This window comes from Salinilacihabitans rarus (assembly GCF_024296665.1).
Taxonomy (GTDB): domain Archaea; phylum Halobacteriota; class Halobacteria; order Halobacteriales; family Natrialbaceae; genus Salinilacihabitans; species Salinilacihabitans rarus.
The window spans coordinates 1,495,052-1,520,484 of sequence record NZ_CP100762.1 but is presented as its reverse complement, the minus strand read 5'-3'; the positions used below and the strand labels follow the sequence as shown (position 1 = coordinate 1,520,484).

Here is a 25,433-nt window from a genome sequence, read left to right as displayed (position 1 = left end):
TCACTTGAGGTAGTAGACGTTCGGGTCGGTGCCCTCCTTCTCTTTTAGCTGGGTCGCACGCGAGGACGAGGCGAGTTCGGACACCTCGCTGTCGGGGTCGTCGAGGTTCCCCATGTAGCGGGCGTCGCCGACGCAGGTCTCGACGCAGGCCGGCTCCTCGCCGCGTTCGAGGCGGTGGTGACAGAAGGTACACTTGCGGACGTTCCCGATCGGGGACTCGCCGTCCTCGCGTGGCCCCCGGTCGACCCCGTACTCGGGGCTCGTGATCTCGCCGCTGCCCTCGACCTCGTCGTCGTAGTTCTCCCCGAAGTCGAAGTAGCGCGCGTCGTACGGGCACGCGACCATGCAGTACCGGCAGCCGATACAGCGGTCGTAGTCGATGTTCACGACGCCGTTGTCCATCTTGTAGGTCGCGCTGACCGGACACACCTGCACGCAGGGCGGATTCTCACACTGCATGCACGGCCGGGGGACGTTCGTCCGGGTGACGTTCGGGTACGTCCCCGTCTCCCGTTCCAGAACGACGTTGTACGAGACGCCCGGCGGCGTCCGGTTCTCGGCCTTGCACGCGACCGTACAGGACTCACAGCCGACGCACTTCTGCAGGTCGATGACCATGCCCCACGTCGTCTCGCCGTCGCCCTCGCCGTCGGCGGCCTCGTCGGCGTCGCCGAGGGCCGCGGCGACGCTCGCCATCGGCCCCACCGAACAGGCGAGCGACTCGGCCGTCTCGTCGTCGATCGTTCCGTCGTCGTAGTCGACCGCGGGGTTCGGCGTCTCGCGGTAGGCCTCGCCGAACTCCGCGGTCGCGTCGCGGTCGTACTTCTCCCAGTACGCGTCGCTCGAGAGTTCGCCGCGACCCACGCGGCGCGCGTCCTCGGCCATCGCGAGGCCGAGGTCGGTCGAGTAGGTCGTCTTCGCGAGTTCCTCCCGCGGGTCCGTCGCTTCGACGTCCATCGCGGCGTCGGTCGATCCCCCGTCGGACGGCTCCGGCACGGTCGGCAGCGGCTCGTCCGAGCGGCTCACGACGAACCACCGGCCGACCGCCGGGACGATCGCGTCTGTCTCTGTGCCATACGAGTAAACAAAGGGGCTACAGGGGGCTGAGCGTTCTTCCGATACTCTTGGGTGTGGCCGCGACCGGCGCGGACCCCCCTTCTAGCCGGTACCGATACTGTTGGGGCGGGCCGAATTCGCCGTCGAGCGCCGGCCGCGCGGGCGGAGCGAGGGGGGAATTCCTGAAATGTTGGAACCGGCGCGGGAGTATATGTCCCGAACGTGCCAAGATACGGGTATGAACGCGCTCGGGTCCCGGGTACGGTCCCCGCGGCCGGGTCCACGCGGGGGGTGGGGCTGGTGAGCATCCTCGGGGCCTCCATCCTGCTTCGGCTCGTCGGCATCGTGTACTCGGTCCTGTTGCTGTACTACAGCCGGGACCGCCGGTTTGCCTTCCTGACCGTGATGCTCGGGCTGATGGCGTCGCGACAGCTCTGGACGGCCCGGACGAGCGTCGGCACCAACTTCGACGAACTCCCCGGTTTCGTCGTGAGCGTCCTCGCCGTCGCGACGGTCCACTACCTCGCGCAGTACGTCGAGGAGGAAAACCGGATCAAAGACGAGTTGGCCGCCGCCAACGACCGGCTGCGCAGTTTCCGCAAGGCCGTCGAACACGCCGGGCACGCGATCTTCCTCACCGACCCGGACGGCCGGATCGAGTACGCCAACCCGGCGACGGCGGACGTCACGGGGTACGAGCCGGTGGAGGTCGTCGGGGAGACGCCGCGTCTCTGGAAGTCCGGCGAGCACGACGAGGCGTTCTACGCGGAGCTCTGGGAGACGATCACCGACGGCGAGATCTGGGACGGCGAGATCGTCAACCGGCGGAAGGACGGCGACCTCTGCTGGGTCGACATGACCATCGCGCCGATCACCGACGAGGACGGCGCCGTCGAGCAGTTCGTCGCCGTCGACACCGACGTCACCGAGCGCAAGGAGCGGGAACTGCGCATCCGCGAGCAGCACGCGCGGCTCGACCTGCTCAACACGACGAACGAGGTCGTCCGCGACGTCAACCGCGAACTCGTCCGGGCCGACTCGCGCGAGGAGGTCGAGGCCGCGGCCTGCGAGCGGTTCGCCGCCGCCTCCCCCTACGAGTCGGCGTGGCTCGCCACCCGGAACGCGGTCAACGACACCGTCCGGGCGAGAGCCCACACCGGCATCGACGACGCGGCGATGGACGAAATCGTCGCGACCGTCAACGACGCCGGCCGGGAGACCGTCGTCGACCTCGCGCTCGAAACCGACGCGACCCAGATCGCACGCCCCGACGGGAGCTGCGCCGGCGACGGCGACTGTACGTGTTACGTCCACGCCGACGCCGCCGCGACGGTCGCCATCCCGCTGTCGTACCGGGACGCCCACTACGGCGCGCTCGTCCTCCACGCGAACGACGCCGACGCCACCGACGCGCTGGACGTCGAGGTGCTCGACGAACTCGGCGAGACCATCGCCTACGCGATCAACGCCGCCGAGAGCAAGCGCTCGCTGGTGACCGACCGCGTCACGGCGCTGACCTTCCGGCTGACCCCCGAGGACGACCCGCTGCCGGCGCTCGCGGCGGCGCTCGACTGCTCGCTCGACCTGAAGCGCGTCTCCGCCAGCGACGACGGGACGCCCGTCGAGTTCGTCGACGTCGAGGGGGTCGACGCCGACGCCGTGCTGGAGTACGCGGCCGGCGCCGACGTCATCGACGCCGCGCGCCTCGTCTGTGAGTCCGACGACGGCGCGCTGTTCCGGTTCGACGTCCGGGAGCCGTCGATCGTCACCACTCTGGCGGAGTACGGCGCCGTCGTCCGGTCGCTGTCGGCCGACGGCGCCGAGAGCCGGCTGAGCGCCGAACTCCCGGAGACGACCGACGTCCGCAGCGTCGTCGAGGCCGTCTCCGCCAACCACCCGGGCGCGGACCTCGTCGGCCGGCGCGAGCGCGACCGGGCGCCGGAGACCCGCGGGCGCTTCCGGGCGACCGTCGAGGATCGGTTCACCGACCGCCAACTCGAAGCCGTCGAGATGGCCCACTTCAGCGGCTTCTACGAGTGGCCCCGCGAGACGAGCGGCGAGGAACTCGCCGACCGCATGGGCGTCTGCCAGTCGACGTTCCTCCAGCACCTCCGGGCCGGCCAGCGGAAGGTCTTCGAGGCGTTCTTCGACGCCGACGACGCCTCGATGGGGGTGCGCCGCGGCGGCGTTCCCGCCGAAGCGGATTAGGGGCGTCCGGCGATCCGCGTTCGTCGTTCGCGGTGCCGATACCCGACGGGTCGCGTGGCTCGCGGGTCGTTTCTCCTCGGTCGCGACCGCGGGACGCGGTGTCCCGCAGCTTCCGGTTTCGCCGTTCCGTCCCGCGAGGCTACGCGTCCCGCAGTTCCCTCGTCTTCTCGATATTCCACTCGAAGCCGCGGCCGTCCTCGGTGGGCGTTTCGAGCGCGAACGGCAGGTCGCGCAGGTCGGGGTGGTTGACGATCGCGCGCATCCCGTCCTCGCCGATGTAGCCCTCGCCGATGTGGGCGTGTTCGTCCTTGTGGGTGCCGACGTCGTGTTTCGAGTCGTTGAGGTGGATGTACTCGAGGTGTTCGAGGCCGACGACGTCGTCGAACCGGCCGATCGTCTCGTCGACCGCCCCGGGAGTGGTGAGGTCGTTGCCCGCCACGAGGGTGTGAGCCGTGTCGATGCAGATGCCGACGTCGGTCTCGGTGCGGTCGATGATCCCCGCGAGGTGTTCGAACTCGCCGCCGAGTTTGGTGCCGCTGCCCGCGTCGGACTCGACGAGCAACTGGACGCCGTCGGGGATCGCGAGCGAGTCGATGACTTCGGCGGCGTTGTCGAGACCACCCTCGACGCCGGCGCCCGTGTGGGCGCCGAGGTGGACGTTGACGTACGGCACGCCGAGCTTCTCGGCGGCGTCGAGTTCCGCCTGCAGGCTCTCACGGGACTTCCGGCGGAGGTCCTCCTTGGGCGTACAGAGGTTGACGAGGTACGCCGAGTGGATCACCCACGGGCCGTCGAGTTTCTCCGCGGTCGCCTCGCGAAAGCCCGCGGCGGCCTCGTCGTCGATTTCGGGCTGGGCCCAGACCTGCGGCGAGGTGGTGAAGATCTGTCCGCAGTTGCCGCCGAAGGCGACCTGCCGGTGGACGGCGTTGCGGACGTCGTCGTACGGCGGCGTCTCCTCGTCCGAGGAGACCCGCGACCCGGAGATCGACACGTGCGCGCCGACGTGCATGGTCATGGAACCCCGTCAGTACCGGTTCGTGATAGGTATAACGGAGACGACCGCCGCGGCCGGGTTTCGCAAACGACGGTTCAGTCGCCGGCGGCCGCGGGGACCTCCCGCTCGCGGATCCACGCCTCGTTGCCGAACTTGCGCTCGGCCAGTTCGCGGGCGGCCGCGACCTCCTCGGGCCGCCAGTCGCCCTCGTCGGCGTCGCACCACTCGCCTAACACGTCGGCGAGCGCGTCGACCGCCGCCGCGCGGTCGATGCCGGCCTGCTCGCGGACGCTCGTCACCCGGTCGGCGAACGTCTCGGCCGAGACGTCGGTCTCGAAGACGCCGACGTGGCGCTCGGGTTCGAGGTCGTAGCTGATCGAACCGTGCTGGATGACGACGTCGCGCCGGCGGTACTGGGCGTTGCCGCTGACCTTCCGCGCGTCCGCGCCGGCGCTCGCCGGCGCGACCACGTCGTGGGCCGGATTGATGTCGCGCAGGTAACAGGCGGGCTGGTAGATCGCGTCCCGTTCGGCGGCCGCGAAGTCGGCGTCGACGCCCATCCGCCCCAGCCCCCCGAGCACCGGTTCGCAGAACAGGTCGTAACAGTCCATCAGGTCGCCCGGGACCTCGGCCGTCGGGGCGACGATCGTGTAGGAGATGTCCGCGTACCGGTCGTGGTAGATTCCGCCGCCGCCGGTCTGGCGGCGGGTGACGTCGATTCCCTCCCGCTCGCAGTACGCCCAGTCGACCGTCTCGGCGTCCTGTCGGTAGCCCAGCGACAGCGTGCTCGGCTCCCACGAGTAGACCCGGACCGTCCGGAGGTCGTCTTCGAGCGCCGTCCGCGCGGCCACCTCCTCGAGGGCCATCTGGAGGGGCCCCTCGCGGGGGTCGTCCCGGATCAACCGCCACTTCCGGTCGGCGAGGTCGGTCATAGTACGGTGCACGCGAGCAACGTGCAAATCGATTCCGATGGGGCTCGGGACGGACCCCTCCATCGATCGGGAGCGCGATCGAGTTGCCTTTTCGATGGTTTCTCCGAGACGCGATCGCACCACAGCGGCGACCCCGGTCGAAGAATAGAGGGCGCGTATATTGCACGCTGCCCCCGCCGAACCCAGCGTTGTCTGTCCCGGAGAGTAGCACACAGGATCCACACAATCACAGCGTTGAATACCGACATTGGTAGTATTGAATGCATGTCGAAGCCGAGCATCCGACAGGCGTCTGTCGAGGATGCTGAACGACTCGCCGCGGTTTACCGGAACGCGTATCGAGAAAACCGCCGCCTCGGATTTCCGGCCAAAGCGGAATCCGTCACGGCGGGGACGGTTGCCGAATGGATTCGAACCGCTCACGTGCTCGTCGCCACTGTTAGAGGAGAGATCGTCGGCGGAGTGCGCCTCCAAGCGACCGATTCGGACACGGTCAAACTCAGCCGACTCGGCGTTCACGAGGAGTGGAAAAGCCAGGGCATCGGGAGCGAATTAATGGACTTCGCTGAGGAGTGGGCACGGGACGCCGGCTACGCGATCGTATGGTTGACTACGCCTGAGGATCACCCCCATCTCCCCGGGTTCTATCGCGACCGCGGCTACGAAACGACCGGGCACTACCCGCTCGAATACCGCGATTACGACGAGATCACTATGGAGAAGCACGTCAGGTAGACGGCTATCTGTCCTGTGCGAACTGCTGCACTCACCCTCTCTATGCAGCACGCAGTCTGTATCGACCGCAGAGGCTTCAACGAGGCCGTTTCTTCGTAGAGTGGCCAGAAGTGGCGCTAGCTCCCCTGACAGGGTGAAATAGCACGCGGGTTCGTCGGTCTCCGCCCTCCGAACTCGTGTCCGTACCACCTCGAAAAGATATAGCGTTATTCGGTTTATTTGCTGGCACGAGTCCACGAACGGGTTCTGCAGATCGACCGCCCGAAACAGCCGAAATCCGGAAGTAGAGTGCGAGAAGTCCGTTCCGAGGTCGCGTCCCGGACGACGTGACGACGTTCTCCCGAGGTCCTCGCGGAGACGTCGACACACGGGAGGTCACGGCGAGTGGCCCCACGGCGACGGACGCACCGAGTGCTACGGGACTCGAAACTGATCGATCCCTCGTTTCGAGGGGGGTTCGATCCGTTCGGTGGCACGCCGTCGGCGAACGGAGAGCGATACTTCCCGAGGTGGTTGGGGGACGACCGAACGCGCGACGACGAGAGCGCTGGTCCGGTCCCCCGTACGCCGCCTGAGTACTACCCACGCCTCGAATCAGTAGTTTGGTGACAGCCGTGATCGGTCCCCCCTCGGAACGCCGCCGTCCCTGTCCTCGACCACCGCTCGCACTCGACCGGCGCAGGACGGGCGAGGTCGCGGTGGAATTCCGTCCACGACTCCACCGTTTCGCGCCCGCCGGTGCGTATATTCCGCCCCGTTATAGAAACAATATGTTTCTGTTATTTCGGCGGCAAAATTTATCGTGGGGCCGCCGTCACAGTTGCTAAAGTCGTTTGTCCACTACACGACAACCGATTAAGCAGTAGTTTTACGTGACTGTCACGGGAACGTGAAGAGAGGAGATGACGATCATCGAGTCAGTCGGGGTCGGAAGACCTGCATCGGGAACCGGCGAATGCGGACGCGACCCCCGGGGTCGAACCGATGAAGACGGGGCTCCGTTCCCGGGGCGAACGTTCTTCGTAGCCGACAGGATCGAGTCCGGGCGAGCGAGCGAGCGGGCGAACGGTGATCGAACGTCCGACCAGCGACGACCGACGAACGGGCACGTCGAGAGCGACGGCAAGGGGGACCGATGAGCAGCGGCGAGACGCAGGTCCGCTGGTCGCGGATGTCCCTCGAGGAACTCCAGTCGTTCTGGAGCGACGAGATCGAACCCGCGCTCGAACGTGCCGGCGTCGACCTCGAGGAACGGCCGTCCTACCAGCAGGTCGCCGACGCGGGCTACTCCGGGATCGCCTACGCCCTGCGGGAACACCACGAGATGACGTTGACCGACTTCCTGGCGACGGTCGGCTACGAGGAATCCGATTCGTCGGGGGCCTACCAGTGGGGGATCGACGACGAAACCACCGTCGACGAACTCGAGTCGTACCTGGAGACCCTCGAGCGCCGACGACAACTCGCCACGTCGACGGTCCGGACCAAGCAGTCGCGACTCGCGACCTACGCTCGGATCTACCGAGAGGTTCACGGGCAGGCCGACCTCGTCGACCGCGTGGCCGACGCCGCCGACGAGAGCGACGAGATTCGACGTTCCCTGGTGGTGTTCGACGAACTCAACTACGAACTGGGGACCGACGCCTCGAAACTCCGGTACTTGAGCGACGTCAGCCAGTTCTACGAGCACCTCGGACGGCGCGCCAAGGCCGCGTTCAACCCCGTCGAACACATCGACGAGGAGTACAACTGGTCCCGCGAAGAGCCGGACAACGCCGCACTCACCGGCCGACAGGTGAGTCGGCTCTACGACGCCGCGGAATCTCAAAGCGAGGAACTGGTCGTCCTCGCGCTCTGTGCGTGGGGCCTGCGGCGCAACGAGGTCGCGGCGTTGCACACCTCGCAACTCGTTCTCGAAGGCGACGATCCACACATCGCCTTCGGCGACGAGCGAAAGAACGGACCGGGGACGGTCGCGCTGATCTACGGCGTACCGGATCTAGGCGAGCGGATCGATCGGCTCGGGGACGACGACCCCGGGTGGTCGGGGTACCTGTTCCCGTCGAGTCGCTCCTCGAGCGGCCACATTACGGGCGAGACGGTCCAGGCCCGGTTCCAGCGTCTCGCCGAGAAGGCCGACGTCCACGTCCGGGGCGAGGTGCCGACCTCGAAAATGGGCCGGCGGTTCTGGTATACCACCTACAACCAGGCGATCAAGAACCTCCGTGAGAACCTGGACGTGATCGCCGCCGAACAGGGCAGTTCCGACTCCTCGGTCGTCCTGAAGAACTACCTCTCGGAGGAAGAACGCCGGCAGTACCGACGGGAGTTCATGCGGGAGCAACTCGCGGAAATCTTCGAGAGCTGAGCCCACTGGACCCGATTTCCGAGCGCCGTTCGCGGCTTCTCGCGGGTCACGACGTTTTTACGCACCCGCCGGTTACTCCGTGCTATGGTGCGGAACGTCGCCGGCCTCCTGCCGGAACTCGAGCCAGAGGACTTCTACCTCCTCTCGGGGGTCGAACAGGGGATGCGCTTCTCCGAGTGGGTCCAACGCGAGAAGCTCCCGAAGTTCTCCGGGCTCACCGAAGAGGAGGTCGACTACCGGCTCGAACGCTGTCTCAAGCGGGGGCTGGTCGAGAAGAAGACGATCCAGTACGAGGGGTATACTCTCCAGTTCGAGGGGTACGACGTCCTGGCGCTGCGGGCGCTCGTCGAGCGCGACACGATTTCCGGGTTCGGCTCGCCGCTGGGCGTCGGCAAGGAGAGCGACGTCTACGAGGTGAAATCCTACAAGCCCCTCGCGTTGAAGTACCACCGCGAGGGGTACACCAACTTCCGCGAGGTCAACCGCGAGCGCGACTACACCTCCGAGAACCGCCACGTCTCGTGGATGTACACCGCCCGGAAGGCCGCCGAGCGCGAGTACGAGACCCTCGAGGCGCTCTACCCCGACGTCTCCGTCCCGCGGCCGATCGACCAGAACCGCCACGCCATCGTCATGGAGAAGATGCCCGGCGTCGAACTCTCGCGGGCGAAACTCGAAGACGAGCAGGTGGTCGGGGTCCTCGAACTGCTGTTGGGCGAGATCGCTCGCGCCCGCGAGGCGGGGTACGTCCACGCGGACATGAGCGAGTACAACGTCTTCGTCGCCGAGGAGGGCGTGACGATCTTCGACTGGCCCCAGGCGGTCCCGACCGACCACGCCAACGCCGCGGAGTTCCTCCGGCGCGACGTGCGGAACCTGCTTGGCTACTTCCGGCGGAAGTACCCCCGCGCGGTGCCCGACGACCTCGACGCCGACGCGGTCGCGGCGTCGATCGAGGCGGGGACGTTCGAGTCGGTCGAGGCGCACGCGGACTGACCTCGCGGCCCGAGCGGTCGTTTTCGACGCTTTTGGCCGTCGTCGAGCCCGATTTCGTCCTGTGTCGTCGGTCGCGCGTCGCACTAGTAAACCGCATTTCGGTATACGAAATCCCGTGGTCCGTCGACGTCGAGGGGGCCGGGACGACCCGCGGCAGTGTCTCTCGGAGTTGTGTTGCAGTCGCTCCACGACGCCGGCGCCGGACGTCGCGTCGAGGTCCCGGTTTAGCACCCGTCGGACGTCATTCCGGCGGATCGATCAACTCCGCCGGGAGGAACTCGGCGGTGACGTCGACGTCGTAGCCCCCGCTGCGAGCGACGAGCAGTAGCGCCGTCGCTTCCGGCGCCATAATCAGGTCGACGACGTCGTCGCATCGCCGCTCGTGATACTCGAGCATCGTTCGAACGGCCGTCTCGATCAGGTCCCGATCGTCGTCACGAACGCCCGTCGTGAAGTCGATGATCGCCCGGCCGTAGAGCGCCTCGGTCTCCGGCTTGCGCTCGTTGACTTCCTCGAGGGTCGCGAGTTCGTCGTCCGTCACCTCGTCGACGACCGCACCCGCAAGACACCCGGCGAAGTAGAACCGATCGGCGTGCGGGTCGGTCGCGTCCGGATCGTACTCGCGGTGTAACTCGCGAACGCGCTCGGCACACGCCCGCAACGTCGCGTCGTCGCCGGCCAGCGCCGCAGCGTAGATGCCGCGTGCGAGCGACAACGAGGCGAAGACGTCGACGCTGCTTTCTCGCGCACTCCGCAGGTACGCCGCCGCCGCTGCCGAGAAGTTGCGCCGGGCGTCGGAGACACGCCCCTCGGGGATCGAGAGGATACCGACCGTCCGGTATTTTCGTGCGAGACCGGAGTAGAACGTCGAAATCTTCTCGTCTGCCACCTGACCCTCCCGCTGGAGCTCTTTCTTCCGTTCGATCCGTCTCTCGTTGCGGCCCAGGAGGGTGCGAACCTGCTCGCGTTGGTCCTCGGTGAACTCGCGCATGAGCGTCCGTCCGTGGCTGGGAGGGCAACGACTGTAACGATATCTACATCTCGGGTCGCGGGGCCGGGCCGACCGTGTGGCTCACTCCAGTCGCTCCTCGAGGACGGCCACCGCGTCGGGTAACGCCTCGACCCGCGCGGCGATCCAGGCGTACTCGACGTACACACTCTGTACGTTCAAGCCGTATCCGTGTTCGATCTCGCGCTCGATCCCCCCGTCCTCGCGTTCGATTCGATCGTACGCGTCCGCGAGCAGGTCGCCGCCGAGCGACGGCGCGCCGGGGTCGAACGGTGCGTCGGCCGCCCGGTCGAGCGCGGTCTTCCTGACCTCCCGGACGTCGTCGACCGCCTCGATGCGTCGGTGAGCGCCGTCCTCGACCGCCGCGCGGACCGCCTCGAAGGCGCGCAGGTCGCGCTCGAACTCGCAGGCGGCCCGCAGGGCGGTCGCCGTCCAGTCGTCCGCCGCGGCGTCCGTCGCCCGGTTCCTCGTACGGTGGATCGACGCCTTGCCCTCGACGACGAGACGCGCCGCCGGCGTGTCCGCGATGTCGGCGTCGACGTGGGTCGACGGATCGGCCTCCCAGTCGGGGACGTCGGCGTCCTCGATCGCCTCCAGCGACCGGGCGAACGCGGCGTCGAAGGCCGGGGCGAACGATCGCCCGTCGTCGACTCGGGCCGCGTGTCGCGCCGCGAGGTCGTCGACGAGCGCGACCGTCGCGTCGGCGTGCTCGACGCCGCCGACGACTTCCCCGACTTCGAGTTCGGGCGCCGTCTCCTCCCGCGGCCGGTTCGAGAGCCACCGCCCCGCGGCGGCGAGGTCGCTCTCGAAGTGGTGGGTCAACAGGAGCGTCCGCTGTCGGTCCTCGCCGACGTACTCGATCGACGCGGCTCGCTCCTCGACGCGGGACCCGATTTCCTCGCGCTCGCGCTCGACGTCCTCGCGGCTCAACGCGCCTTCCACCGCGCGGTAGGCGCCGGCGGCCTCGCCGGCGTACCGCCGGGCCGAGGCCGTCCCGCGGGCGGCGCGGAAGCGGTCGGGCGCGTCGTCGAGGTCGTCGCGTCTGTCGGCCGCGCGCTCGCGGGTGCGTGCGATCTCGCGTCGGGCGGCTTCGTTCGGGACGTGCTCGGCCGTTAGAGGGTCCGGGACGGACGCTATCAGGTCGTCGAGGCGGTCGAGGGAAGCTTCGACGGCCGCCTCGCTCGGCTGGACGGGCGCGGGCCGCTCGACGTCGGGGGCGTCGGTCGCGACGATCGCCGCCAACTCGTCGGGATCGAAGCTGGGGCGCGAGTCGTCCGAGCCGATGATCTCGCTACAACCGGCGACGGCCGTCGCGAGGCCCGTTCCCAGCGACACGAGCAGCGAGCGGCGTTCGAAGCGGCTCATTCGCGCCCCTCCGCGTCCTCGTCGGGGACGGCGCTCCGACAGGACGAGCCCTCGCCGACGGACGCCGTGGTCGGCGGCTGGTCGTAGGGGTACGGCACCCGAACGAACGTCGACTGCGTCTCTTGGCGGCCGGCCTCGCACGCGACGGTCGCCGGGCGCATCACCCAACAGAACTCGAGGTCGAAGTCGTCCTCCGTCGCCACCAGATAGTCGACGCGGCGCTCGAAGCACTCGTCGACGGGACCCTGGTAGACGACGACCGTCTCGTCGTCGTAGTCGGCTTCTTCGAGGAACGCGCGGGCGTCGTCGGTCCCCGCGGGTTCGCGGTCGAACTCGACGGCCGCGGCGGACTCCGCGTCGGTGAGAAAGAACGGACTCCGCGGGGCCTCCTCGTCTGGCGGGCGGACGATGGGCTCGTCGCCGTCCGCGCGGAGGGTCTCGATCGCCGGATCGGTGATCGCGTCGTCGGGCGGCCCCCGCCCCTCGTCCTCGGGCGGGTCGCGGGTCGAGACGTCCGAACAGCCGGCGAGGAGGGCGGCGACGGCCGCGGCGCCCGCGCCGAGTACGCGACGGCGGGGCTGGCGGAGGGCGTTCATACCGCGACGTGTCGGCGGGAACGTATATACTTTCAGTCTCGTGGCCGATCCCGTCGGGCGGCCGGCCGCTACCCGCCGCGGACGGCGTCGCCGGGGACGCTCGCCTTCGCCACGAAGCGGTCCCACGCCGCGGCGACCGGCAGGTCGAGGAGGTTGCCGTCGCCGTCCTCGTAGCCGTAGTACGACTCGTCGGGGTCGAACGCGCCGAAGACCCGCAGGTCGCGGTCGGGGTCGCCCCGCAGGAACGACTGGAGGTCGCCGGTCCGGAAGACGACCCGGAGAGCGTCGCCGTCGAGGGTCACGCGCTCGGGGTCGAGGCGCTCGCCCGCCCGGGTGAGGCCGTAGACGGTGTCCTCGGCGAGCGCGTCGATCGCTCCGGGCGCGTCGTACCGCAGGCGCGTCTCCCCGCGGCGGCGGACGACCTCGGTCGGGGCGCCGGCGTCGGCGTCGACGCGCAGGATTCGGCCCTCGATTTCGGGCGCGACGGTCCGGCCTTCGAGCATGTCGAGCGTGATAAAGCCCACGAACTCGTCGGACTCGTGGAGCACCGCGGCGTCCTCGAACAGGTCCCAGCCGGCGACGTAGTCGTTCGTGACGAAGGTGTACGTCGCCTCGCGGTCGAGGGGGTCGCCCCCGACGAAGACGGTGTCGACGGCGGGGTCGCCGAAGTGGCCCGACCACTCGTACTGGACGCCGGCGACCTGTACCGACTGCTGGGCGCCGAACGCCGACCACGGCAGCGCGGCCACCTGACTCTCCAGCAGCGTTTCGAGGGTCGCGCCGTCGATCGCCAGCGTGACGATGGTGTTGGGGAACGGGAACACGTCGAGCCACTCGAGGCCGGTGATACCGCCCGGCCCGTAGACCGAGTTCGAGCGGATGCCGCCGGCGTTCGTGAGCGCGACGTCGACCTCGCCGACGCCCGCTTCCGCCTCGGCGTACTCGACCAGCAGGTCACAGATCAGGTTGCCCAGTCGGCTCTCGCGGGCGTAGTTCGTGTCGAAGCGGGCGTCGAGTTCGACCTCGCTCCGGAAGTACTCGCGGCCGTAGTCCGCGACGAGGGAGTCTCGCCACCGGCTCACGATGTCGGCCATCCCCGCGTCCGGGTCGATCGCGCGCGGGTCGGGGTCGTGGCGCTCCCACCGGACGAGGGTCCCGTCGGCGTCGAGCGTGAGTTCGCCGAGGTGGTCGAACTCGTCGCCGAACTCGCTGATGATCGTCCCGTGGTGGACCTCGGGTTCGTCGAAGACGACCTCGGAGTGCGAGCCGACGATGGCGTCCAGTCCGTCGACGGCCTCGGCGATCTCGTAGTGGGTGCGGTGGTTGGCGTGCGAGGCGAGGACGACGACGTCCGCACCCTCGGCTTCCAGCGCGGCGGTCGCCTCCGCGCTGGCCTCGACGGGGTCGAGGACGCGGTAGTCGTCGGGGTAGTCCGTGATCGAGTGGAAGTTGCCCACGCCACAGCCGAAGATTCCGACGGTGAGGTCGCCGACCTCGCGGGTGGTCCACCGCTGGGTGCCGGGGATCGGGTCGCCCTCGGGCGTGAGCAGGTTGGCGACGACCCACGGGAACTCGCTCTCGGCGAACCGGTCGGTCGCGACGTCGATCCCGAAGTCGAACTCGTGGTTGCCGACGCCGACGACGTCCGGTCGCACGTCGTTCAGCGCCTCGATCATGTGCTCGCCCTGGTAGGCAAGCCCCATGATCGAGGGGGCGATGTCGTCGCCGATCCCGAGGAACAGGGCGTCCTCGCGGGCCGCCCGCCGCTGGGCCACGAGCGCGTGGTACCGGGCGAGGTCCATCGCGCCCGCGTCGTCGGGGTCGCCGAAGCGGCCGTGGAGGTGGGTGTCGTGGAGGATGGTCACCGTCTCCCCCGTCTCCGCCGCGACCGTCCCGGCGGGGAGGCCCAGCGCCCCGGCCGCGAGTCCGCCGGCGGTCGCTGAGAGCAGTCGTCGGCGGCCGATCGACGTCGGTTCGTCGGCGGATCGTTCGGGTTCGTCCACCATGTGCAGGCCCGCGGACCGCGAATTAATGAAATTTTCCGTGACAATCACTCCGTGATGAACGTTCGAGAGAGCCGTCGCGAATCGGCCGGCGGCCGACTCACCCGCCCGTCGCGATTTCGGCGGCCAGTTCGCGCAGCCGATCGATCCGCTCGGCGGTCGGCGGGTGGGCTCGCGTCTCGACGCGGAAGGCGTCGTCGGCGTCGCCGCCCTCGTCGAACCCGTGGGGCAGCAGGCACATCCCGTCGAGGCCGGCGTACTCGTACCGGCCGCGAGCGTCGGCCGTCGGCGGCGAGACGGCGTCGTCGAGCGTCGACAGGGCGCTCGCCAGCGCGGCGGGGTCGCCGGTCAACCGGGCGCTGCCCCGGTCGGCGACGAACTCGCGCTGGCGCGAGAGCGAGCGGGCGAGGTAGACCACCGGCGTCGCCAGCAGGCCGAGGGCGACGCCGCCGACGAGGACGGTGACACCGGCGGCGACGAGGTACTGGACGACGGCCGTCGCGCTGAGCAGCGGCGCCTCGACGAACGACGACGCGAGGACGTAGCCGGCGACGAACAGGCCGCCGAGGACGAGCGGTCGCGCCCCGTCCGGCAGGTCGTCTTCGAGGAGGGCGTACTCGTCCGAGACCAGCGCGGGGAGAAACGACGCGAGCGTCATCACGAGCGCGTCCCGGTTCGTGAGGTGGGCGAGTTCGTGGGCGAGGACGGCGTCGAGTTCCGCCGGATCGAGGCGGTCGAGCAGCCCCCGGCTGACGACGACGGTGCCCGAGCGCAGGCCGCCGACGGCGAAGCTGTTCGGGACGTCCGCGTCGGCGACGGCCACCGCCGGGACGGGCGCGTCGGCCAGCGCGGCGAGGCGGGTGACGCGGGCGTGGAGGTCGGGGTGGGCCTCCGCGGTGGTCGGCGCGGCGTCGGCCTCGGCGAGCAGTTCCCGCCGCGCGTACCGCAACTGGGCCGCCACGAGGACCGCGAGGACCGCGACCGAGAGGGCGACGTGGCGGGCGAGCGACGAGGCGACGCCGGCGGCCGCGAGGAGCGACCCCAGCCACGGGTCGAGCAGCGCGGCCGCGAGGAGCGCGAGCGCGGCGTCGATCGCGAGGACCAGGGCGAGCGTCGCGGCCATCCGGCGGGACAGGTCGTCGGCCATCCGTACGCCCGCTGGAACGTGTCGGACGAAAACAGTTTCGTCCCGGACCGGCCGGGGCCGGCGGGTCGGGTAGTGACCGAACAGTAACAGATTTGATCCCCGACGGACGTGCACACCGTGTGCCACACGACCGCCGAAACGCCGCCCTGATCGCCTCGTGCATCCTCGCGGTCGTCGTCGGCGCCGCCTTCTTCCCCGCGGCCGGCTACGGCGACTACCCCGACCGGGAGGCCGTCGACGAGGGGTACTACGTCGACGGCGCGACGGGCCCCGGCGGGACGAGCGGGGGCGACCTCCCCGACGCGGACGACGAGGGAAGCGCCGACGAAGGGGACGACGAGAGCGCCGCCGACGGGGACGATACGCAAGACGACGAGAACGTCAGCGACGGAGACGACGACGCGCGAGCCGACGACGGCGACGAGAACGCCAGCGACGACCCCGCCGACGGACCCGAGAGCACCGCGAGCGACTCGCCCGCGGTCGGGTCGATCCTCGTCCTCGGGACCCTCCTCGTCGCGGTCGGCGCCGTCGTCTCGACCCTGTGGCGGTTCGCCGACCCGACCCGCGACCCCGGCGTCTCGGACGAGGACCTCGCGGACCTCCCGGACGGGCGCCTCCCCCGGCTCCGACTGCGGCTCCGGCGCATCCCGCAGGCGACCATGCTGGCGACCATCGGCGCCTCCCGGGCGCTGCCCGCGGCCGTCGACGGCCTCTCGCGCGTCGCCCGCGGCGTCGGGGCCGGTCTGGGCGCCCTGAGCCGCGACGTCGGCGGCGGGGTCGTCGCGGCGCTCGCCGCCGTCCCCTCCGGGCTCGCGTTCGCTGTCGGCGGGCTCGGACGCGGCCTCTCGCTGTCGACGGGCCTGTCGTCGCTGTTCGCGGGCATCCGCTCGCGGCGCCGGCGCCGGTCGCGGCCGTCGCGGGACGCGAGGGCGTCGGGGCCGGCCGCCGATCCGGACCCCGAACCCGAGCCCGAACCGGAGACGATCGAGGAGATGTGGGAAGAGTTGCGCTCGCTCGTCCCCGTGCGTCGCCGTCGCTCGCGTACGCCCGGCGAGTACGCCCGCGCCGCCGTCGAGCGGGGACTGCCCGCCGACGCCGTCTCGCGGCTCACCGAGGCGTTCCGCGAGGTCCGGTACGGCGACTACCCGCCGACGCCGGACCGGACGCGGCGCGCCCGCGACGCCTACGAGCGCATCGAGCGCGCGGCGAGCCGCGACGGGGACGACGGAGCCGGGGGTGAGCGGGCGTGAAGCGCCCGCTCCTCGTCGCCGTCGGCGGGGCCGCGCTGGCCGTCGCGCTCGCGGCCGCGTTCGGCGCGCTCCCGGCGGCACTCGCCGCGCTCGGACGGGACTCGCTGGTCGTCGGGACCGGCCTGCTGGCCGTCGCGGTCGGGGCGGCGACGCTCCGGACGGCCGGCGGCGCGGCCGACGACCGCCTCCCCGTACCGTCGGACGGTCCCCCGGCCGAGTCGAGACGCGTCGGCGCGACGATCGACTACCTCGTCGAGCGACCCGGCCTCGACGGGGCGTCGCTGCGCCGCCGGGTCCGCCGGAGCCTGCTCGCCCGCAGGCGGGTTCGCGAGACGGCCATCGACGTCCTCGCGGACCGGGACGACCTGAGCACCGAGGAGGCCGCGGCCAGCGTCCGGGACGGGACGTGGACGGACGACCCGCGGGCGGCGGCCTGCCTCGCCGAGGACGTCGAGGTGCCACTGCGGATCAGGGTCGAGGACTGGGTCCACGGGGCCCGCGACCGCCGCCAGTTCGAGGCGGCGATCGCCGAGATAGACGCGCTCGCGAACGACGCGGAGGGCGGGCGATGACGGCGATGGACCGCTGGCGGGTCGGGCTGGCCGTCGCGCTCGTCGCGGTCGGCGTCGGCGTCCTCGTCGAGAACGCCGCGATATTCCTCTCGTCGGTGGTCGGCCTGACGTACGCCGCCTACGGCCACGCGACGGGGCCGCCGCCGACGGCCCTCTCGGCCGAGCGCGCGGTCGACCCGACCGGGCCGGCACCGGGCGAGCGCGTCGACGTCCGGCTGACGGTCACGAACGACGGCGACGTCCCGGTCCCGGACGTGCGCGTCGCCGACGCGCCCCCGGCGGACCTCGCGGTCGAGGGGACCCCCCGGGCCGCGGCGTCGCTCGCGCCCGGCGAGTCGGTGACCGTCGAGTACGCCGTCCGCGCCCGCCGCGGCGAGTACGACTTCGGCGACGCGACGGCCGTCGTCCGGAACGTCAGCGGGAGCGAGCGGGAGACGGAACGGTTCCCGCTCGCCGACCGCGTCGAGTGTGACGACCTCGTCGAACGGCTCCCCCTCGCCGGCGAGACGATCCAGCACGCCGGCCGGGTCGAGACCGACGCCGGCGGCGAGGGGATCGAGTTCCACTCGATCCGGGCGTTCCAGCCGTCGGACCCGATGAGCCGCGTCGACTGGAACCGGCTGGCCCGGACGGGCGAACTGACGACGATCGAGTTCCGCGAGGAGCGCGCGGCGGCCGTCGCCGTCGTCGTCGACCGCCGCGAGGCGACCGCCGTCGTCCGCCGGCCGGGCGAACTCGACGCCCGCGAACTGACGCGCCACGCCGCCGAGCGGCTCGCGACGGCCCTGCTGGACGAGAACAACCGGGTCGGGGTCGCCCTCTACGGCGGCCGGGGGGACTACCTCCTCCCGCGCAGCGGCCGCGACCAGACGGCCCGCGTCGAACGGCTGCTCGCGGGCGAGTGGTGTGGCTCGTTCGGCCGCGAGGGGTGGCTGGCGGACGCCCACCGGAGCGTCGACCGCTTCTGTCGCCACCTCGCCGACGAGAAACAGCTCGTCTTCGTCACGCCGCTGCTCGACGACGACCCCGCCGACTCCGCCCGCCGGTTCCGCGCGTACGGCCACGAGGTGACGGTCGTCTCGCCGGCGGTCGCCGACGACGACGGTGCCGGCGGGACGGTCGAACGGCTCGACCGGGCCCGGCGGATCAGCAGCCTGCGGGACCGCGGCGTCCGCGTCGTCGAGTGGGCGCCGGACGAACCGCTCCACGCCGCCGTCGACCGCGGGACCCGGAGGTGGTCGCGGTGACCGGCGCCGGCGGGGACCGCGAGGCCGACGACCGCGGGACTGACCTCGGGCCCGCCGTCGTCGCGCTCGCGGCGGCCGCGTTCGCGGCGCTCGGCTGGCGGGCCGGCGCGGCGGTTCCGACGGCCGGGGCGGTGCTCGCGGGCGTCGCCGCGGGTGCGAGCGTCGCGTTCGCGGCCTCGAAGCGGCTGTCGCGACGGGCGCTCGGGAGCGTCGGACTCGTCGCCGGGGCCGTCCTCGCGGCCGGCGTCGTCGCCGCGACGGCGGCCACGAGCCCCGCCGACGCCGTCGTCGCCGGGCTGGCGGCGGTCGGAACCGCCGCGACGACCTACTCGCAGGTTCCGGACGCCGGCGACGGCGTCGACGACCACCGCCAGTCGGTCGTCCGGACGGTCGACGACTCGGCCGTCGCCGCCGCGGTCGTCGCCGTCGCCGTCTCGGTCGTCCTCGCGGGCCACGCGGGCGCCGTCCTCGCCGCCGCCCGGACGGGACTCGTCGCCGCGACCGTGACGCCGTTCGCCGGCTTCGTCTCGGCGCTGTTGCTCGCCGGCGTCGCCGTCCTCCTGGCCGCGGTCGCCGCGCCGGCCCTCGAACCGCTCCTCCCCGAGCGGGCGACGCCGCCGCGGCTCCGGACGCTGTACGAGCGGGCGGTCGGCCTGCCGACCGCGGCCTACTACCTCCTCGCCGTCGTCGCGCTCGCGGTGCTGTCGCCGGCGACAGGCGCCGCATTCGACGCCGCGCTCGCCGCGGTGGGGCCGCCGGGGACGGCCGTCGCGTTCGCGCTGACGAGCGGGCTCGTCCACGGCGTCGTCGGCGGCGGCGCGCTCGCCGCCGGCGTCGCCGCTCTCGGCCGTTTCGTCGGCCCCGTGGCGCTCGCGTGGCTGGACCCCTGCCCGCTCCGGACCGTCGCGTTCGCCGCCGGCGGCGCGGTCGTCGCCGCCGGCGCGACCGTCGGCGCCGCCGTCGCCGGCCCGGTCGCGCCGCGTTACGCCCCGTGGGCCGTCGTCGGCGTCCTCGCGGCCGCGGTCGCCCTCGGCCAGTTCTCCAGGTGGGTGGTCGCTCCCGACGGCGGCGGGTGGCGGTGGCGACGACGCTTCCTCCGGATCGGCTGTGTGGCCCTCTTCGCGACCGCCCTCGCGGGCGCCGAACGCGGCGCCGAGCCGGTCGCCGTCTTCGGCGGCGTCGCCGCGTCGCTCCTCGTCGTCGACCTCGGCGAAACGGTGCGGTCGCTGCGCGATCGGGTGGGGGCGACGGTCGACACCCGGGAGGTCGAACTCGTGCACGCGACCGGGAGCGTCGTCGCCGGCCTCGTCGGCGTCGGCGTCGCCGCGGGCGCGATGTACGGGCTCGGGACCGTCGCGCCGCCGAGCGAGCGCTGGCAGGCGGTCGCCCCGGTGGCGCTCGCGCTGGCGGCGCTGCTCGCGTTCGCGCTCCCCGTCATCGGGGCCGAGCGGTCGGTCTCGGCGTCGGACGCGGTCGATTTCGTCCGGGCGATCGTCGCGAACCGGCTCGCGCTCGCGGGCGCGGCCGTCCTCGCGACGGTCGCGCTGGCCGCCCGCCGCCACGAGTGGGTCGCGACGACGACGTTCGTCGTGGTGCTGTTCGGCCTCCCGGTCGCCACGCTGCTCTGGCTGCTCGACGGGGCCGACGACGGGGGCCTCTCCGGCAGACCGCCGCGATATCGCTAGGATGCGGGCGGGTTCGAAGCCCTTATAGTTCGGAGTCGGATACGTGTCGACAGACTCGCTGGTCCGCGGGCGACGGCGGGCACCTGCACGGCCTCGCGCCGCAGGTCGGGATGTGGAACGCCTCGGACGAGGCGGACTGAACCAGGAAACGCCCGCAGGTGAAACCATGGCACGAAGCTTCTACTCTCACATCAAGGAGGCCTGGAAGGACCCCGACGACGGGAAGCTCGGGGAACTGCAGTGGCAACGCAAACAGGAGTGGCGCAAGCAAGGCGCCATCGAGCGCATCGAGCGCCCGACCCGCCTCGACAAGGCGCGCGAACTCGGCTACAAGGCCAAACAGGGCATCGTGGTCACGCGCGTCTCCGTCCGCAAGGGGACCGCCCGGAAGCAGCGCTTCACGGCTGGCCGGCGCACCAAGCGCCAGGGCGTCAACCGGATCGGCCGCCGCAAGAACATCCAGCGCATCGGCGAGGAGCGCGTCTCGCGGAAGTACCCCAACCTGCGGGTGCTGAACAGCTACTGGGTGGGCGAGGACGGCAGCCAGAAGTGGTTCGAAGTGATCCTCGTCGATCCGAACCACCCCGCGATCGAAAACGACGACGACCTCAACTGGATCTGCGACGACGCCCACGAGAACCGCGCCTTCCGCGGGCTCACCAACGCGGGCACGTCCAACCGCGGCCTGCACACCCGCGGCAAGGGCGCCGAGAAGGTCCGCCCGTCGAACAACGGCGGTCAGGGCCGCGCGAAGTAACGGCCCGCGCTCGATTTTCGCTCGGCCGAGTTCGCGTCGCGGGTCGAGGGCGTCCGGCCCGTCACGCCGCTATCCACCACCAGTCGAACGGGTCTCGGTCGCAGTCGTACCGGCGACGTACTGGACGAAGGCGTCCTCCAGCGTCGGCTCCGACGCGACGACGGAGTCGACGCCGACGTCGAGCGACGCCAGCCGCCTCTCGACTGCCTCCCGGGCGCCAGCCGATCGAACCTGGACCGAGAGGCGACGATCGGAACCGGTGACGTCGACGCCGTCGATCCGCGAGAGGGAGCTGACGGTCGCGTTCGTTACGGGTGCTTCGAGGCAGATCTCGAGGACGGCGTCGATAGGACACCGTTCTAGCACCTGCATCGGCGTGCCTTCCACCCGAACCCGTCCCCCGACGACGATGCCGATTCGATCGCACAACCGCTTGACGCGCGCCACGTCGTGACTCGAGAGGAGGACGGTCGCCCCCTCGCGGCGTCGCTCGTGAACGACGTCGAAGACGCGTCGAACGCCGACGGGATCGAGTCCGCTGAAGGGTTCGTCTAGCAAGAGCACGTCGGGTGAACCGGCGAGGGCGATCGCGAGGACGAGTCGCTGTTGCATCCCTTTCGAGAAGGAGCCTGCGGGCTTCGACCCGACCGAACCGAGCCCGACGCGTTCGAGGAGAGCGAGCGGCTCCCCGTCGGCACCTCTGGCCTCGAGCGCGTAGCGAACGTGATCGACAGCCGAGAGCGTCTCGTAGACGCCGTACCGGTCGGGGAGGGTCCCGACGCGTCGGTGCACGTCGGCGGTGTCCGCGATCGGATCGGCACCGAACAGTCGAGCCTCGCCCGCGTCCGGCCGGACCGATCCGGCGAGCACGTTCAACAGGGTCGACTTCCCCGCGCCGTTCGGGCCGAGCAGGCCGTAGATCTCGTTCTCGCGGACCTCGAGGTCGAGCGCCGAGACGGCCACCGTCTCGCCGTAGCGCTTCTCGAGTCCGTCGACGACGATCGGACGCTCGGTCGACCGGGTTCGGGGGCGCGTCGTGATATCGGGTCGTGTCATGGTATCAGACGAGATCGGTCGTTCGCACGCGCAGTATCGTGACTGCGAGCGGGACGATCGTCCACAGTCCGAGGACGAGCAGCGAGAGCCACTCCGAGAGGTACGCCGGAGCCGACCCGCTCGCGTCGACGACGAAGACGCCGATGACGTCCACGTCGGTCTCCCGCTGGGTGAGCATCGGCAGGAAGACGTCGTCGCCGTTTCCGACTCCCAGGATCCAGTTTGTGACGACGTGGTACGCTTCCCGCGGTGCGAGCCGGCGAACGAAGAGGTACGTCTCCGAAATCGACCCGGCCGACCCGAGCCGCTCGTAGGCGATCCAGGTGACCGACCCCCACTGCAACGCGAGCAGCGCGGTCCCGATCGCGCCGGCGAGCGCTTCGGTGCTACTCCGGGCGAGCGTCGAGATGGCGACCCCGATCGCGACCCAGCAGAGCGCGTACCAGCCGGTCACCGCGGCGACGGCGGCGAGCTGTACGACCGAAACCGAGCCGTAGAGCAGGAGTTCGCCCAGGATCGCACAGCCGACGGCGACCGCGATTCCAGCCCCGACGACGGCCGTTCGACCGGCGAGTTTGCCGACGACGACGTCCCGGCGCGTGTGGGGCATGCCGGCGACGAGCGTCATCGTTCCGGACTCGCGGTCCCCGACGACGGCTCTGAAGCCCACGACGAGCCCGCCGAGCATCGCGAGGACGCCGAGGGACGCCTGGAGGCTCCCGACCGCGACGCTCGATCCGATCGCGGCGATCGCTTCGGGCTCGCTCCGCGGTTCGAGGAGCCAGACGACGGTGTACGCCGCACAAAGGCCGACGTACAGCCACGTTCCTCGAGCGTACCGAAAGCGACGGAGTTCGTGTGTTGCCAGGGCAGTCCACATTGTGATCAGTGAGTAGGTATGCTAACGACTACGGCTACTGGTTGAAATATTGATCCTTATCGACCCAAAGCCAACGGTCGGGAGTTGGCCCGGGAAACGGCGTCAGCAGCCACCGAGACTGCTATCCTCGACGGACCAGCACCCCAAGATCCACGTGCTCGGTCAGTTCGCAGACGCGGCGCGGTTCATCCCGGAGAAGCCACGGCAACTCCGGTCGCGCGTCGGAGTGTGCGAGGAAACGCGCCGATTGTTTCGCTGGCATTTGGTAATCACCGATAACAACGGAGGGGTAATTATGTCTTCCTATTGATTTTAAATCTGAACAGTTGGGTCGTCGCTGCCCGCTGTTGCCTCCGCCCGTCGTCTTCGAAGCCGGCACGACCGCGTGGGGCCACTAAGTCGATAGCTGTCGTAGGGGGTCTATGCCACGCTCGCGGATCGCCGAGTTCTCCATCGAGCGCCTCCAGGTCCTCGATCAGGACGGAGCCGTAGACGAGTCCCTCGAACCCGACCTCGACGAGGAGCGCCTCCGGGAGTGGTACCGGACGATGAAGCTCTCCCGACGGCTCGACGAGCGGGCCATCGCCCTCCAGCGGCGCGGCGAACTCGGGACGTTCGCGCCGGCGATCGGTCAGGAGGCCGCCCAGGTCGGCAGCGCGGGCGCGCTCGGGGACGACGACTGGCTCGTGCCGGCGTTCAGGGAACACCCCGCCGCGCTGGCACGCGGGGGGTCGCCGCGGGCGGTCTTCGCCTACGCGATGGGGCTCGAGGAGGGCGGCGCGCCCCCCGAGGGATCGCGCGTGCTCCCGCCGTCGATCGCGGTGGGTACCCAGCCGCTGCACGCCGCGGGGATCGGCTGGGCCGAGGCCATGCGCGGGACCGAGTCGGTCGCGCTCACCTACTTCGGGGACGGCGCCACCAGCGAGGGCGAGGTGTACGAGGCGCTGAACCTCGCGGGCGTCTACGGCTCCCAGACGGTCTTTTGCTGTCAGAACAACCGCTACGCCATCTCGACGCCGCTGGCGAAACAGACCCGGGCGGGCACCCTCGCCCAGAAGGCGATCGCCGCGGGGATCGAGGGGATTCAGGTCGACGGCAACGACGTCCTCGGGGTCTACGCCGCCACGAACGAGGCGATCGAGCGCGCCCGGCGGGGCGTCCCGACGCTGATCGAGGCGCTCACCTACCGCCGGGGGATGCACACGACCGCCGACGACCCGTCGGTGTACCGGACGACCGACGAGGAGGCCGAGTGGGAAGCCCTCGACCCGATCCTGCGGTTCGAGCGGTACCTCCGCGACCGCGGCGTGCTGGACGACGAGGCGGTCGCGTCGATCGAGGCGGGGATCGAGGACGACCTCGCCGCGGGGATCGAAGCGGCCCGCGACCTCGCCGAGGGGGCCGACCCCGAGGAGATGTTCGAGTACGCCTACGGCGAGCCGCCGCGGTACCTCGACCGCCAGCGCGAGGCGTTCGCCGCGGGCGACGACCGCGAGGTCGCGCCCGCCGAGAGCGTCGCCCGGGGCGACGGCGCCGGCACGCCCGCGGACGCGGCGGGCGACGATCCGACCGCCGCCTCGGCGGACGCCTTCGCGGACGCCGACCGCCTGAACGTGGTCGAGGCGATCCGGACGACGCTGCGCGCGGAACTGGAGCGCGACGAGGACGTGCTGGTCTACGGTCAGGACGTCGGCGTCGACGGCGGCGTCTTCCGGGCGACGCAGGGGCTGCTCGACGCGTTCCCCGGGCGGGTCCACGACGCCCCCGTGGCGGAGGCCGGCATCGTCGGCCTCGGTGTCGGCCTCGCGGCCGCGGGCTACCGGCCGGTCGCCGAGATCCAGTTCTCCGGCTTTACCTTCCAGGCGTTCGCCCAGCTCCACCAGCACGTCTCGCGGATCCGCAGCCGCTCGCGCGGCCGAGTGACCTGTCCGATGGTCGTCCGGGCGCCGTACGGTCTGGGGGTGAAGGCGCTCGAACACCACTCCGAGAGCTACGAGGCGGGGTACGCCCACGTGCCGGGGTTGAAAGTGGCGATTCCGTCGACGCCGAGGAACGCCGCCGGGCTGTTGCGAGCGGCGATCCGCGATCCGGACCCCGTGCTCTTCTTCGAGCCGATGCCGCTGTACCGGGCGATTCGCCGGCCCGTCCCCGAGGAGTCCGTCGTCCCGCTGGGCGAGGCCCGCGTCGTCGAGGAGGGGACCGACGTGACGGTCGTCGCGTGGGGCGCGATGGTCCGCGAGGCCGAGCGCGCCCTCGAAGCGGTCGACGCGAGCGTCGAACTGATCGACCTGCAGTCGATCTCGCCGCTGGACACGGGGACGGTGGTCGACTCGGTGCGGGAGACCGGCCGGTGTGTCGTCGTCCACGAGGCGCCCCGGACGGGCGGCTTCGCCGGCGAGGTGACGGCCAGAATCGTCGACGAGGCGACGTGGCACCTCGAAGCGCCGATCGAGCGCGTGACGGGCTACGACGTACCCGTCCCGCTGCCGGCGAGGGAGGACTCCTACCGGCCCGACGCGGGCCGGATCGGCGCCGCGATCGAACGGGTGGCGACGGCGTGACCGCCGGCGGCCG

General features: G+C 70.8%; 20 protein-coding genes. 10 read left to right on the top strand and 10 right to left on the bottom strand.

The window, feature by feature from the left end:
- On the bottom strand, positions 1 to 1,026 hold the full coding sequence (locus tag NKG98_RS07930; RefSeq protein WP_254769120.1) for a 4Fe-4S dicluster domain-containing protein: 1,026 nt from the start codon (positions 1,024 to 1,026) through the stop codon (positions 1 to 3).
- Between the two features lie 330 nt (positions 1,027 to 1,356).
- Between NKG98_RS07930 and NKG98_RS07925 the strand changes: the two genes are divergently transcribed.
- A complete protein-coding gene (locus NKG98_RS07925; protein WP_254769119.1) occupies positions 1,357 to 3,264 on the top strand; it encodes a bacterio-opsin activator domain-containing protein in 1,908 nt (635 codons plus the stop codon).
- A 139-nt stretch (positions 3,265 to 3,403) separates the two neighbouring features.
- Here NKG98_RS07925 and NKG98_RS07920 read toward each other — a convergent pair whose 3' ends face one another.
- Both NKG98_RS07920 and NKG98_RS07915 read right to left on the bottom strand, forming a co-directional pair.
- Entirely contained in the window at positions 3,404 to 4,273 is an 870-nt protein-coding gene (locus NKG98_RS07920; RefSeq protein ID WP_254769443.1) for a deoxyribonuclease IV, read from the bottom strand.
- Positions 4,274 to 4,353: 80 nt separating this feature from the next.
- Positions 4,354 to 5,190 (bottom strand): lipoate--protein ligase family protein, encoded by an 837-nt coding sequence (locus NKG98_RS07915; RefSeq protein ID WP_254769118.1) that lies wholly within the window; start codon positions 5,188 to 5,190, stop codon positions 4,354 to 4,356.
- A 264-nt stretch (positions 5,191 to 5,454) separates the two neighbouring features.
- On the opposite strand from NKG98_RS07915, the gene NKG98_RS07910 reads away from it, so the two are divergent.
- The 3 genes from NKG98_RS07910 to NKG98_RS07900 all read left to right on the top strand — a co-directional run bounded on the left by NKG98_RS07910 (position 5,455) and on the right by NKG98_RS07900 (position 9,289).
- Positions 5,455 to 5,925, top strand: coding sequence for a GNAT family N-acetyltransferase (locus tag NKG98_RS07910; protein ID WP_254769117.1), 471 nt, complete (start codon positions 5,455 to 5,457; stop codon positions 5,923 to 5,925).
- Positions 5,926 to 7,060: 1,135 nt separating this feature from the next.
- Positions 7,061 to 8,293 (top strand): tyrosine-type recombinase/integrase, encoded by a 1,233-nt coding sequence (locus NKG98_RS07905; RefSeq protein ID WP_254769116.1) that lies wholly within the window; start codon positions 7,061 to 7,063, stop codon positions 8,291 to 8,293.
- An 84-nt stretch (positions 8,294 to 8,377) separates the two neighbouring features.
- On the top strand, positions 8,378 to 9,289 hold the full coding sequence (locus NKG98_RS07900; protein ID WP_254769115.1) for a serine/threonine-protein kinase RIO2: 912 nt from the start codon (positions 8,378 to 8,380) through the stop codon (positions 9,287 to 9,289).
- Positions 9,290 to 9,530: 241 nt separating this feature from the next.
- Here the strand turns inward: NKG98_RS07900 and NKG98_RS07895 are convergent, their stop codons facing one another.
- The 5 genes from NKG98_RS07895 to NKG98_RS07875 form a co-directional block, all read right to left on the bottom strand.
- The gene (locus NKG98_RS07895) at positions 9,531 to 10,280 is read right to left on the bottom strand and encodes an immunity 49 family protein (protein WP_254769114.1); all 750 of its coding nucleotides are present in this window, start codon (positions 10,278 to 10,280) and stop codon (positions 9,531 to 9,533) included.
- 81 nt (positions 10,281 to 10,361) lie between these two features.
- Positions 10,362 to 11,663: a hypothetical protein gene (locus NKG98_RS07890; protein ID WP_254769113.1), complete on the bottom strand. Its 1,302-nt coding sequence runs from the start codon at positions 11,661 to 11,663 to the stop codon at positions 10,362 to 10,364.
- Positions 11,660 to 12,259 (bottom strand): hypothetical protein, encoded by a 600-nt coding sequence (locus NKG98_RS07885; RefSeq protein ID WP_254769112.1) that lies wholly within the window; start codon positions 12,257 to 12,259, stop codon positions 11,660 to 11,662. Before NKG98_RS07885 ends, NKG98_RS07890 begins: the two co-directional genes overlap by 4 nt.
- Positions 12,260 to 12,327: 68 nt before the next feature.
- On the bottom strand, positions 12,328 to 14,265 hold the full coding sequence (locus NKG98_RS07880) for a bifunctional metallophosphatase/5'-nucleotidase (RefSeq protein WP_254769111.1): 1,938 nt from the start codon (positions 14,263 to 14,265) through the stop codon (positions 12,328 to 12,330).
- A 97-nt stretch (positions 14,266 to 14,362) separates the two neighbouring features.
- Positions 14,363 to 15,409, bottom strand: coding sequence for a M48 family metalloprotease (locus NKG98_RS07875; RefSeq protein WP_254769110.1), 1,047 nt, complete (start codon positions 15,407 to 15,409; stop codon positions 14,363 to 14,365).
- Positions 15,410 to 15,528: 119 nt separating this feature from the next.
- Here NKG98_RS07875 and NKG98_RS07870 point away from each other — a divergent pair, with 119 nt between their 5' ends.
- The 5 genes from NKG98_RS07870 (at position 15,529) to NKG98_RS07850 (ending at position 20,923) form a co-directional block, all read left to right on the top strand.
- Complete coding sequence (locus NKG98_RS07870) at positions 15,529 to 16,662, top strand: DUF4129 domain-containing protein (protein ID WP_254769109.1); 1,134 nt, start codon at positions 15,529 to 15,531, stop codon at positions 16,660 to 16,662.
- A complete protein-coding gene (locus tag NKG98_RS07865) occupies positions 16,659 to 17,234 on the top strand; it encodes a DUF7269 family protein (protein ID WP_254769108.1) in 576 nt (191 codons plus the stop codon). Before NKG98_RS07870 ends, NKG98_RS07865 begins: the two co-directional genes overlap by 4 nt.
- Positions 17,231 to 18,481, top strand: coding sequence for a DUF58 domain-containing protein (locus NKG98_RS07860; RefSeq protein WP_254769107.1), 1,251 nt, complete (start codon positions 17,231 to 17,233; stop codon positions 18,479 to 18,481). The genes NKG98_RS07865 and NKG98_RS07860 overlap by 4 nt, the downstream gene beginning before the upstream one ends.
- Positions 18,478 to 20,166 carry a DUF7519 family protein gene (locus NKG98_RS07855; protein ID WP_254769106.1) on the top strand — a complete coding sequence of 563 codons (1,689 nt, stop codon included), beginning with the start codon at positions 18,478 to 18,480 and terminating at the stop codon, positions 20,164 to 20,166. Before NKG98_RS07860 ends, NKG98_RS07855 begins: the two co-directional genes overlap by 4 nt.
- Positions 20,167 to 20,332: 166 nt before the next feature.
- Entirely contained in the window at positions 20,333 to 20,923 is a 591-nt protein-coding gene (locus NKG98_RS07850; RefSeq protein ID WP_254769105.1) for a 50S ribosomal protein L15e, read from the top strand.
- Positions 20,924 to 20,992: 69 nt separating this feature from the next.
- Here the strand turns inward: NKG98_RS07850 and NKG98_RS07845 are convergent, their stop codons facing one another.
- Both NKG98_RS07845 and NKG98_RS07840 read right to left on the bottom strand, forming a co-directional pair.
- Positions 20,993 to 21,979, bottom strand: a complete 987-nt coding sequence (locus NKG98_RS07845; protein WP_254769104.1) for an ABC transporter ATP-binding protein — start codon at positions 21,977 to 21,979, stop codon at positions 20,993 to 20,995.
- A gap of 4 nt (positions 21,980 to 21,983) precedes the next feature.
- The gene (locus NKG98_RS07840) at positions 21,984 to 22,859 is read right to left on the bottom strand and encodes an ABC transporter permease subunit (protein ID WP_254769103.1); all 876 of its coding nucleotides are present in this window, start codon (positions 22,857 to 22,859) and stop codon (positions 21,984 to 21,986) included.
- A gap of 422 nt (positions 22,860 to 23,281) precedes the next feature.
- Between NKG98_RS07840 and pdhA the strand changes: the two genes are divergently transcribed.
- Entirely contained in the window at positions 23,282 to 25,420 is a 2,139-nt protein-coding gene (pdhA, locus tag NKG98_RS19065) for a pyruvate dehydrogenase (acetyl-transferring) E1 component subunit alpha (protein WP_343230434.1), read from the top strand.
- The last annotated feature ends 13 nt before the right edge of the window (positions 25,421 to 25,433 follow it).